We start from the raw sequence: 12,003 nt of genomic DNA on the forward strand, positions 1-12,003 counted from the left end.
GGATATTCCTTAAGTTAATTGCGTAACGGCTTTCCCGTTTTTAAAAGGTGATCCAGCCTGACCAAAGTGCCGGGTTGCTTGACTAGATGCAAAAACGCGCTCAATTCCAGATTTAGCAAGTCGTCTTCGCTTAATGGCTCGGTGATGTCGCACTGCCCCCCGCTGAGCACGCCTGCCAGTTGCTGCGAGATTTCCACATCATAGTTGGTTACTTTGCCCGCCAATTTTAAATTGCCGACGGCAACCTCCATCGCCGCTTTGGCGCTGGCTCCGGGCAAACGATATTCGGCGGATTTAGGCGGCGTATAATCTTTCGCCAGCAACAACGCTTTAGCTTTGGCATCCGCCAATAAGCGGTCTTTATTCATGGTAATGCCGTCGGTCGTGGACAAGAACAGCATCTCCTTGGCTTCCGCCGCCGATTTCGATACCTTGGCCATGCCGATCGTTTCAAAAGCCTGGGCAATTGCCGGCATCGGGCCGCCGGGACGCCGTGCAAATTCCAGCCAGCGACGCAAATATTCCTTGCAACCGCCCCAACCCGGAACCAGACCGACACCTACTTCCACCAAGCCGATATACAGCTCCGCATGAGCCTGAATCGCATCGCAATGCAGCAGTACTTCGCAACCGCCGCCCAAAGCCAAACCGGAAGGCGCGCCGACCACCGGAAACGGCGCATATTTCACGGCCTGATAGGTCTGTTGCCCCAGTTTGATCAATCGCTCTACCGCAGACCAGTCCTGGCTGTGGATCGCCTGCATCAGCAAGGTTAAATTAGCCCCGGCCGAAAAATTGTCGGCATCGTTATGGATGACCAACGCGGAAAAACCGGTTTTGACTTTTTCAAGACTTTGCCGAACCATCGCCAAACTATCCATATCCAGCGTATTCATTTTGCTGTGAAATTCCAGGCAGGCAACGCCGTCGCCAATGTCCCACAGGCTGGCCGACGGGTTTTCCAACAGCGCCGGAGCCTGCAATTTAATATCGGACAGCAGCAGGATGCCGTCCGTACGGCGGAGGGGCTGGTAATTGCCGGATAAATCTACGTGAAAACGTTTGCCGCTATCGACCTTGTACAGGCTCTGACGGCTTCCCAGCACTAGCGGAACCGCGCGGCTTTCTGCATGCAACCGACCGACAAACCAATCTACGCCGATCCATTCCAGCAATTCAAACGGACCGTATTTCCAGTTATAGCCAAGCCGCATCGCGGTATCGACAGACACGATGTCATCGGAAATCTCCGGAATCAGACTGGCGCTGTAAACCAGCGTATTGGATAACACTTGCCAGGCAAAACGGCTAATCGTGTCGTCGTTAGTCAAAAAAACCCTGAGTTCATCCTGCGATTTGGGAAAATTCGGCAAGGCGAATTTTTCGCTGGGGTGATAGTCGCCGGTTTGCAAATTAATGGATTCCTTGACGCGCTTCCCGCTGCTTTCATCCAAGCGGTAAAAACCGCCCTTGCCTTTCCTGCCGGTATAACCCTCGGCTATCATGCGCTGAATCAACGGCGGCAGCGTGTTGACTTGATGAAACGCGTCGCCCTTGGGCAAAGCCATTTTCATACCGTCCAGAATATGCGGAATCAGATCAAGCCCGACCAAATCCAGCAGGCCGAATATGCCGGTTTTGGGAATGCCGAACGGTGCCGACATGACCGCATCGGCCTGTTCGACAGTCAAACCGAGCTTGATCGCTTCCAGCAGGCCGCATTGCAGCCAGTAAATGCCGATGCGGTTGCCGATGAACCCCGGCGTATCCTTGCAGGTCACGCTGTCCTTGCCCAAATGGGTGTCGGCGAAGCGGCGGATGGCATCAACCAGTTCCGGCCGGGTCTCGGCGCCGGAAACCAGTTCCAGCAGGCGCATATAGCGGGGCGGATTAAAAAAATGGGTGATCATGAAACGCTGTTTGAAGCTGTCCGGCATATTGCGGGTTAACAGCTTTAAAGGCAAAGTCGAGGTGTTGGATGAAATCAGGGTATCGGGTCGGCAAATCTGCTCCAGTTTTTGATACAGCGATTGCTTGACGGCCAAGTCCTCAAGCACCGCTTCCAGAACCCAATCGGCGTCTTTCAGCCACTCAAGATGGTCCTCAACGTTGCCGGGAGTGATCAGACGGGCATAATTCTTATGCATGAAGGCTGCGGGTTCGGCTTTGAGTAATTTGGCAATGGCGGCTTCGGCAATGCTGTTCCGGTTTTTTGCGTCTTTAGGCACGATATCCAGCAAATAGACGGGAACACCAGCATTGGCAACATGGGCGGCGATACTTGCGCCCATAACGCCTGCGCCAATCACCGCAACTTTCTTGATGCCGCTTGTCTTGGCGTCCATTAGATAGCCTCCAGAATAGTCGCTATACCCTGGCCGCCGCCGATGCATTGCGTCGCCAGCGCAAATTGCTTGTTTTCCCGTTTCAGCAAGCTGGCGGCTTTGCCGGTTATTCTGGCGCCTGACGCACCCAACGGATGCCCTAAAGCAATCGCGCCGCCATCCAGATTCAATTTTTCAAGCGGAACCGGCAATTCCTTTAAGACTGCCAAAGATTGCGCCGCAAAGGCTTCGTTCAGCTCAATGATATCGATATCTTCCAACCGCATACCGGCTCTCTTCAAGGCCTTGTAGGTCGCGCTGACCGGGCCTATGCCCATGATTTCCGGCGCACAGCCGGATACGGCTATAGCTTTGATACGGGCGAGCTTTTCCAAACCGTGCGCGTCCGCGTATTTCTCGCTGCATACCAGCACGGCGGCAGCGCCGTCGGTTAACGGTGAAGAGCTTCCGGCCGTTACGCTGCCGTTTTTAAGAAAAGCCGGTTGCAATTCGGATAGTGCCTGAAGAGAGGTATCCGCCCTGATGCAGCCATCGTGTTCAACAATTTCCCCGTCAGCCCGTTTAATCGGAATAATCTCAGCGGCGAATAAGCCGTTTTGCCGGGCTGCTGCTGCTTTTTTCTGACTAGCTAGAGCAAAATTGTCTTGGGCCATCCGGTCGATGTGATATTGCAAGGCCAGGTTTTCCGCCGTTTCACCCATGCTGATATAGGCTTGGGGATAGTTTTTATAAAGGCTGGGATTGGGCAAGTAATTAAAGCCGCCCATCGGCACCCGGCTCATCGACTCGATACCGGCGCAAATAAACACTTCTCCGGCATTCATTTGAATCGCGCCTGCCGCGTTATGGATGGCCTGCATTGAGGAGCCGCAGAAGCGGTTAATGGTGGTGCCGGCTATGGTGACAGGCAGCTCGGCAAGCTGAACAGCTAAACGCGCCAGATTCATGCCCTGCTCGCCTTCCGGAAAGGCGCAGCCTAAAATCAAATCTTCAATATCCTCCGGAATGACCCCGGCATCATTGATCAAGGCTTTAACGATTTGTGCGACAAGATCATCCGGCCGCACTTTAGCCAATTGACCTTTTTGCGCCGGGGTGAAGGGCGATCTGCAATATCCTGCGATAACGACATTTTTCATTTTGCTGTCCTCTATTTGTTGTTTCCACGCGATGAGCGGGAACGAGGAATACTAATGCTTTGTATCTTCGTGTACTTCGTGCTCTCGTGGCAAATCAAAAATTTTAAGCGGGACATTTTCATTGTGTCCGGCGCTTAACTCATTTAAAAAATCATCAATCACGCTCCAGGTATTGCCGATATTTTCCATTAATATGCCGTGGCGCTGGGATTTTATGGCTTGGATTTTCTTATGCGTGGAACCCAGTTTATCCATAATGATCGTCGAGCCTTTGGGCGCAACGATCGGGTCCTCATCACCATACAAGATCAGTGCAGGCTGGGTGATCTGCGGCAGTAATTCATCAATCTGCGCCACTAAACGCCTTAGCTCATAAAGCGCCCTGACCGGGGTATTGCGATAGTTAATGGCCGGATGTTCCGGTTCATTGTCAATAAAAGGCTTGATGCCCTCAAAAGCCGAGACCCATTCGACCAGCGTGTTGGTGCCATGCAGCAGCGGCACTAGCATAAAAGCAGGATTGACGAATTTTAACGGCACTGAGACGGCAATAACGCCGACCATTTCAGGGTAGTGTTCGGAAGCCAACTTTAACGCCAACGCCCCTCCGGTGGAGAAACCGGCAACAAAAATACGCGAACAATGCACCTTGAGTATATCGAAACCCCGCTGCACACAGCCGTACCAATCTTCCCAGCTCTGCTCACGCAAGGCATAAGGCGATGTCCCGTGACCTTTTAGCCGAATACCCAATACTGTGTAACCTTGCGTGACCAGATACTCACCGTAAGCCCTTAATTCAGCGGGACTGGCAAGCAGGCCGTGAACCAGCAAAACGCCGAAGCCGTTGGCAAACTCCGGCTGGATGAAAAAAGGCGAAGGGTCGGCAATGGCGACTTCCTCATAACTGATATCGTCAAACATCATTTTAGAGTACGTCTGCTTTTCCCATGCCAGAGTGCGGCATTCATCTTCAAAATGCCAAGCGGCCAATTTATCTTTGTCGGTATGAGAGCTTTCGTTTATCGCATTAACCAAAGTCTCAAGAACGGAATGCTGCGGCGCGGCTTCGTTGTTGTAAACGACGATCGGGTTTTGCAGGCGGATGTTATCAAAATCCGATTCGGCGCGGAGTTTGGGCAAAAAATGGTAATTGTCGTTATCTTCCCGGATGAGCCCGGCCTCTTTTGCCGCACTCATAAAATAATCGAAACGTGTGTTAGTGGCCTTAAACAAATCGCTGTAATCGTCGGGATTGAGCAGGCTTCGGTGCAGATGGATCACCGTATTGTTTTGCAAGTGCTTAATGGCAATATACAAAATGCCGTAGAACTTGTCTTTTTCGATATGCGTCTGCCCCTGCTCGACGTAATGCATAATCAAGGTTGCCGCCAGATGGCTTAAATTGATCGTGACATTGGTATAAATGACTTCCATGAACCGGTCGCGGGAACGTTCGGCATTTTTTATAAAATACGATCTCAATAAGCGTTGCCTCCAGTTTTTAGGCCTGAAATTCAGCGCAAAGACATCGTCTATCGTGTCAATTTCCCTGACGAATTTATCTACCAGATAACGGGTTCGCCAGTCCCAGGCCCAACAAGGATCGACCGGGTCCCCCATGCGGATATCCATGTCGGTATTCTTCAGCATAATATTGCCTTCAATCAGCAATTCCTCGGACTGGCGCAGGCTCAGGCCGCTGGAAAACAGCTCAACGCTTTTAAATAACAGATTTTCGGAGGAGCGAATCGGATAGAAAGTAATATTGGCAGGTACCATCAGCGTTGGCTTATTCGCTACCGCTATCAGCTGATCCATGCTGTCGATATGCAAAGCGTCCTTCCATTGCTGAAGCCGCGCAACATTATTTTTGCTATGGGCGTGACGGATAGCCGCCTTAAAGGTTTCCACGCCCTGCGCCAAAACCGCAGGCCCCGTGTGCAGTTTGCGCCGGTTGCCGGTCACACGGGAATAAATGCTGTAATAGCCTCGTTTATCGACAACCCGGCGGTCTTTTATCATGCCGCCTTCAGGAAAAATAATGACTTTGCGACCGCGCAAAATCTGCGCGACCAGCAACGGAAACAGTCGGTTATGATCGTGAGGAAAAACGCCAACATGCCTTAAGTATCGCGACAGCACATTGTCTTCCTTAAAGAATTCTCCGGATGCAATGGCGCAACTGTAAGCCCCGGTTTGCTCGTAAATTAGAAATTGCGGGATGAAAGTTTCAAAGCGGGAGAAATGGTTGAATAAAAAGATGTCGCCTTCTAAGAGCTGTGGGTCGGCGTGCAGATCAAGCTTAACTCTCAGCATGTTTTTAACTGCATTAATCAACTTGACCGATCTATTGTAGAGCTTGGTATCTATATCCGGCCAGTTATCGGGGTACAGTGTTTTATTCATATTACCGTCTTTGTCTAATAAGGTAGACGTTTAAGAAACCACCATTGTCCAAATCCACATTTTCAATATAAACTGCCCTAAAAGCAATTGAGGTAATTGCATAGTACCAGCCTGAGATTTCTGCCGGTTAATCCGATAATAACTCTAACCCGACGTAGAAGATATTATTTCTGCTGCCTTACAGTTAAAAAGCCGGCCCCCTGAGCCCTTATGCCGGCTTACATTTTCACTTGTCCCCTGTTGTCGATAATCAAATTCGGTAGCAGGCGGCCGCTCTACGCTCTATCCAGGAATAATCAGGTTTTAGCGGCCTAAAATGAGCTTAATGCCTGCTGAAAAACAAGCTCCTGTCCAGTTCGATGTTAAGCATGTAGACTGAAACTTGCTCACGTGATCCGGCATACGCAGGTAGAGCCATCAACTCAGCCGGTTGAACGTCTATTTCATAGGTTAAGCATCTCTTCAATACACGCAACAAACGCTGAAAGCGGCAGTGGCAGCGCTTTTGCCAACATTGCCGACTTATGTCTTACACTACTGGTTTTTTCTGAGGGGCATTTTACCCAGGTTATGCAGATAAAATTTTTACGGCATGAGCAAAGATAAACTTCAATTGAAACAGACATCATTCATTTGCCTTAAGGACGCGTTTTTATGCTTAATAATATTTCAATTAAAGAATCATCATTTAATGAAGACAAGCAGGAAAAAGAATCTGCTGGAACTGAACATCAATTGAAATATTTTGGCCCTGGCAATTATCAATTAACGAAAAAAGATATTAGCTATATTGCACATGGCGCCTGTTTTTTAGCATCTGGTGGCGGCGGATCAATCGGGTTAGCCCGGCTATTTATTGACACCATGATTAACGACACCGATGTTATGCATTATGTAAATCCAGATAACCTTAAGGCAACGAAAAATATCTCTTTTATAGCGACTTTAGGTTCACCCGGTAAAATGTTTGAAGGTTTCGGGCAAACGGCTTCATTAAACGCTTTTCTGGAAATGAATAACCATCTAACCCAATCCGGTCAAGAACCGTTAGGCTATTTGATACCCGTTGAAATGGGAGCAATTAATACCCTAATCCCTTTTATAATTTCAGCGAAAAAAGGCATAGAGGTCATTAATGGCGACCCCTGTGGCAGAGCAATGCCGGAATTGAGCATGACACTCTTCAATATTAATAAATTGTCCATAAACCCTGTTATCTTGACGTCCGATACAGACGAATCGGGAAATTACCAAAAGATAATTGTACAGGCAGAAGATGCGGATGATGCGGAGAATCAAGCCCGGCTTTTCGCCTTGTCTCATAACAACTTAGCGGGTATGGCCTGTTATCCAATGCAAGGCGCTGATTTAAACTGTTCAATTTTATCTGACAAAAATTGGGCTAAATTTAATCAATGGACAGTGGGGCTTGCATGGAATCTGGGGCGAAATATTATTGAATCCAGAGACTACCATGAATTCATGAAGTTCCTGGACAGCTCGGCAGTACGCAATTACACACTATTCGAAGGCATAATCACCAACAAGGAAGAGAGAGAAATAAGCGGTTTTGACGCGGGTAAAATTACCGTATCAAATGAAGCTGAAACATTTTTTATCTATTATAAAAATGAAAGCTTGTTAGCCTGGAACGCAACAAGAAAATGCTATGTTGCCATGGGGCCTGATTCAATAAACTTGCTTGCCCGGAAAGACGCTCAACCATTGTCAAATGCCGATATAAATAGTGATCCTGAAAAAAACCCTAAAAACATATCGTTAGGAACATCGATTGGTATTATCGGGCTATGTGCTTTTGAAAAATTGCAAAATACTGTACTTGTGGGCTTGTTTTTATCAAATATTCAAGAAACCTTAGCCGCGTTCCCCGAAGATCATGTACCTGTTCCCGATAGCTATATCCCTCTGTCAGATTTAATGTCTAATCGTAAATAATCTGAGCATTTGTAGGGGGCGATCTAGCCTACAAGGCTGTTCTTGTTAAACCATAACGCATAAGTTGTACCGGTTACATACAGTAAGCGCCTGCTTTTGACGCTCTCGACACACTGCAACGCTGCCCTGCATTAACTCTACCTCCAGGGTCGTAATTTTCTGCATCATGTGGTTTTTATATGGCTGCATAACATCAATTACTCTTTACCTTAGGCTAAAATTTCAGGCTGACATGTCCAAAAAACGCCCTTCCGGCCATTTGATAATCGCCGATAAAATTTAAGCTGGCGGGGGCCGGATCGTAATATCGTTTGTCGAAGAGGTTGTACACATTAAAACTGATGTCAACTTTCTTATTGAACATACTTTTCCCCAATAATCCCACATCTAATAAGGCGTATCCGGGCACATCGTTGCGCATGTCACCTAAATCGCGTGAAGTACTGTCTTTGATAAGGACATGCGCAAAACTGCTCCAGGTATTATCGAAAGCCCAATTTGCTATCAAGTTGGCGCGGTGTTGGGGTACATCCGCTAACTGTTGATTGAGCTGGATGCTATGCTGCAAGACATAATTGGCGCTCACATAGGAGCCTTGCAGATTGCCGTCAAAATCATAGCGCGTCTCCAACTCAACGCCTTCGGCTACTACGCTGCCATTATTGTCGTAACGCGAAATCGCTGTTTGAACGGGAACTCGTGAGATAATTTGATTGATTGCCGAGTGATAATAGGTAGCCTGAGCCGTTAAACCCGCCACGGGATGAGCAATAATGCCCGTTTCAAAGGTTTTAACTTCCTCCGGCTTAAGCGCTGGATTACCCAATAACACCGGATTGTTGGCCAGGCCGAGTTCACCAAAAGCGGGCGCCCGGTAAGCCGTGCCGTAAGAGAATTTGAGCGAATAATTTTTAATAAACTCCCAATTAAACCCCATTCTTGGATTGAATGTACCCCCAAAGTCATTATATCGGTCATAGCGGGCACCTAAAGTAAGACGCAAGTTCTTTAACGGGTCCCAGACATCTTCCAGATAAACTCCCCAGCGCCTGCGTATTCTTTCTTCGGTAGTAAATGGAACTGGCACCATATTCGCCGGATCTGACCCGGCTTCATCAATAAGATTACCCTGCTGTTCTTTTGCATAAGAAAATCCGCTGATCAAGGTTTGAGCGTCGCTAATATGATAATTAGCTTGAATTTCACCGCCTGTGCGTGTGTCTTGAACACCGTTACGAATAAATTGGTCCGGTTCAGTTTGCCAGATATTGTCGTAGCTAAAAAAATCGTGAAATATCTGGGTGTCTACCGTGAAATTATCCTTAATCTTCCAGGTTCGGCTCAAGCGCAGGAAGTAATCGTTATAATCTTGTTGAGTCCTGGAATCGCTAAGAACAGATGCTATGCCATAAAATGTGCCGGCTTTTTTGTTAATATAGCGCCCGTCCAGCTTAAAGTCCTGATAACCTAACTGCCATTCCAAGTCGTAGCGACCTTCCGTAAGCTGGCTTCTGCCGGGTGCCGAAGAATTGAGTCCTTGTACACTCAAACTATCGTCGGGAATTGGCGAGTTAATGCCATTGGTATCGGTAAAATTAAAATGCAACGCCGCTTCAGCGCTATTGTCAAATTGCTTGCCCCAAGATGCACGATATTGCTGGGTATCGAAACTGCCCCACCCGGCTGAAGTTTGCAGCCCATTCAAGTCCTTGGCGTCTTGGGTGATGATATTGATGACGGCGAGAAAAGCATTAGCGCCGTATAAAGCCGATCCCGGACCACGCACGACTTCCACACGTTTGATCGTATCAACCGGCAAATCGTCGTAAACCCAAGTACTGCCGGCATTTTGCAGGTTATGGTCCAGCGGATGGCCGTTCAACATAATCTGCACTTTTTCGGAAGCCAATGTTTTAACGCCACGAACCTCTATTTCACGCCAACCAAACTGGGTTTGGGTAATGCCGATACCCGGAACCAAACGCAGGACATCCAGTAAGTTACGTGCACCGATATGTGCAATATCGTCTTGGGTAATAACCGTGGTCGTTGCGACAGTCTTGTCCACATTCTCTTCAATTTTCGAGGCCGTGACCACGACTTGTCTTTCTGCGGCGAGATAGGCCAATTCCTTTTCAAGATCGTCATTCGGTGCTGCCGCGCCTGCAAAAGCGGCTGAATTCAAGATTAATGCGCCAATCAGTGACGTGTTTATATATTTAATCATTTCCCGCACTCCACGATCTTATTAACCGAGTCCAGAGCGTCCTGATTAAAACCGAGTTGCAATGCATCGAGAGCGCATTTATTTAAAGTCACTGTTGAACCGGCAGGACTTTGCACCGTCCCTTCCGGCACTTTATCCTTATCCATCATCAGGGCTAAATTTGCCGATTGCCGGCCAATCGTTGCAAGGTCAGCAGAAATCGCCATGACCGCGCCTTGCTCTATATACACATCACTGTAGGCGTAGACGGGTTTTTTTTGCTGCTTCGCCGATTGGAAAATTTGCTGCACTGAGGCCTTACTGCTTAAAACAACCGGATCGGAAATAATCCAGAACAACTCTATTTTCGGCAGTAATTCATTGAGTGCCTCGCTGATCTCTTGCGCATCATTAATGGGCTGATTAACGATATTGATGCCTAAGGCTAGCGCGTCTTTCTTGATGGTTTCTACGTATTCACGGCTAAATTTGTCATTGTAGAGTAAGCCAATGTTTTTAATCGCAGGAAAGAAGTAGCGTAGCAATGATATTTCTTGCGCAGGCGACAATTCATTGGCTACACCATAGGTTCCTTCGCTAACATCCAAACGTCGCCAATTAATGGCGGCTGAAAATAATAATTTCCTGTTCTCGGCATGATTACGCGCTAACGAATAAGCTTTGGTTCCTATGCAATAAATAAACTCAGGATTTTCTTGCAGGATAAGCTGTTTCAGCTTTACTTCGGCATCGACGTGACTATTTAAATTAAACTCAATCCATTGATAAGCGTTTTGCTGCAAAACTTTTTTAAATTCTATAGCGATTGTTTCATACCGAAAAACGCTATTATCGCTATTAATAATGAGTATTTTATTTGATTGGGCAAAACCGGTGCTAACCAGAAAAGTAGTTAATAGAATTAAGACCTTACAAAAATTTATTATTTTCATAGTTGATTCCAGTCTTGAGAAGATGCGTGGCGGTTATTGAAGCGTTTCACTGCAGCGCCCTCCAGCCATCTATGCCCAGTAACTTTAAATTTTCTTCGCCTGCATCCTCCGGCATTTTGCGTAGTATCTCTAGCAATGGCGCTTCTTGCTGCTCCGATTTTTTCAATGTTGCCGCAACCAATAAATAATCCTTTTCGCTAAAGCCTAGCCCATGTAATTCTCTAAATTGATTGGGATTAATCATCGCCAGTTTATCCAGGCTGCTTTCTGCCGAAATAGCGGCTGTCGCCATTCCGAAACCCACCGCCATAATCGCATCTATATCTTTAGGCACGATGAGTATTTTGATGTCTTTAAGCAGCGATTCCTGCTCTTTACCGAGTATTTGCTTCAATACGCTCTGAATGTATTCTTCACTTCCTGCGCCGGCAACCACGGTATTCTTGAGCATATTGACATTGACAATGTCTTTTTTCGTGCTCAATACCTTCCTTTGCATGGTGCTGCCCTTTGACGTGCCGACCAAGGCAATTTTCAGTGGCACATTTTTTTGCTGTAAGGCCTTTAAATGCCAGCTGGATAATAAATAAATATCGCCTTTCTTTTCATAGACTACTGCTTCAAATTTTTCTTTATTGTCAAAAGGCTGAAAATAATAACCGCCATGGTTCACCAGATAGGTATCGAAAGCTGTTTTAAGCGTGGCAAAATTATTAATATTTGTTTCAGGATTATAAAAATAGATAACCGATCCTGTATTGGAATGGGCAGACCAATAGCTTCCGGCAATAAATAGAAAACAGATAAAAAAGACAGAAAAGACGCGCTTCATTCCTAGTATCTTCCGTTAGAACCGCACGTTAATACTAAAAAGGAGCCTTTGGGGGTAATCATTTAAAGTTATTTAATTATAGGAAGCCGCAATAATAGCCGTTAAAGAAAAATAAATCATCGGAAAATATATTGATCTCTTAGTAATTCTCTTCCAATTAGGC

At 47.0% G+C, this 12,003-nt stretch carries 8 protein-coding genes; 2 read left to right on the plus strand and 6 right to left on the minus strand.

Going from position 1 to position 12,003, the window contains the following annotated elements:
* Nucleotides 1–14: 14 nt before the first annotated feature.
* Genes M0R47_RS00890 through M0R47_RS00900 form a run of 3 tightly spaced genes read right to left on the minus strand, consistent with a single transcriptional unit; the run spans nt 15 to nt 5,893 of the window.
* Nucleotides 15–2,345: a 3-hydroxyacyl-CoA dehydrogenase/enoyl-CoA hydratase family protein gene (locus M0R47_RS00890; RefSeq protein WP_292549056.1), complete on the minus strand. Its 2,331-nt coding sequence runs from the start codon at nt 2,343–2,345 to the stop codon at nt 15–17.
* Nucleotides 2,345–3,484: a thiolase family protein gene (locus M0R47_RS00895; protein WP_292549058.1), complete on the minus strand. Its 1,140-nt coding sequence runs from the start codon at nt 3,482–3,484 to the stop codon at nt 2,345–2,347. The genes M0R47_RS00890 and M0R47_RS00895 overlap by 1 nt, the downstream gene beginning before the upstream one ends.
* Before the next feature lie 51 nt (nt 3,485–3,535).
* Nucleotides 3,536–5,893 (minus strand): alpha/beta fold hydrolase, encoded by a 2,358-nt coding sequence (locus tag M0R47_RS00900; protein ID WP_292549060.1) that lies wholly within the window; start codon nt 5,891–5,893, stop codon nt 3,536–3,538.
* Nucleotides 5,894–5,989: 96 nt separating this feature from the next.
* On the opposite strand from M0R47_RS00900, the gene M0R47_RS21825 reads away from it, so the two are divergent.
* Nucleotides 5,990–6,097 (plus strand): TRASH domain-containing protein, encoded by a 108-nt coding sequence (locus M0R47_RS21825; protein WP_366513151.1) that lies wholly within the window; start codon nt 5,990–5,992, stop codon nt 6,095–6,097.
* Nucleotides 6,098–6,547: 450 nt separating this feature from the next.
* A complete protein-coding gene (locus M0R47_RS00905) occupies nt 6,548–7,849 on the plus strand; it encodes a DUF917 domain-containing protein (RefSeq protein ID WP_292549062.1) in 1,302 nt (433 codons plus the stop codon).
* Nucleotides 7,850–8,063: 214 nt separating this feature from the next.
* Here the strand turns inward: M0R47_RS00905 and M0R47_RS00910 are convergent, their stop codons facing one another.
* From M0R47_RS00910 to M0R47_RS00920, 3 genes are read right to left on the minus strand one after another with little or no spacing between them, the layout of a single operon-like run.
* A complete protein-coding gene (locus M0R47_RS00910; protein WP_292549064.1) occupies nt 8,064–10,076 on the minus strand; it encodes a TonB-dependent receptor in 2,013 nt (670 codons plus the stop codon).
* Nucleotides 10,073–11,008 (minus strand): ABC transporter substrate binding protein, encoded by a 936-nt coding sequence (locus M0R47_RS00915; RefSeq protein WP_292549066.1) that lies wholly within the window; start codon nt 11,006–11,008, stop codon nt 10,073–10,075. The genes M0R47_RS00910 and M0R47_RS00915 overlap by 4 nt, the downstream gene beginning before the upstream one ends.
* Before the next feature lie 46 nt (nt 11,009–11,054).
* On the minus strand, nt 11,055–11,840 hold the full coding sequence (locus M0R47_RS00920) for a hypothetical protein (RefSeq protein WP_292549068.1): 786 nt from the start codon (nt 11,838–11,840) through the stop codon (nt 11,055–11,057).
* Between the last annotated feature and the right edge of the window lie 163 nt (nt 11,841–12,003).

The organism is Methylobacter sp. (assembly GCF_023227905.1).
In the GTDB taxonomy this organism is placed as follows: Bacteria; Pseudomonadota; Gammaproteobacteria; order Methylococcales; family Methylomonadaceae; genus Methylobacter_A.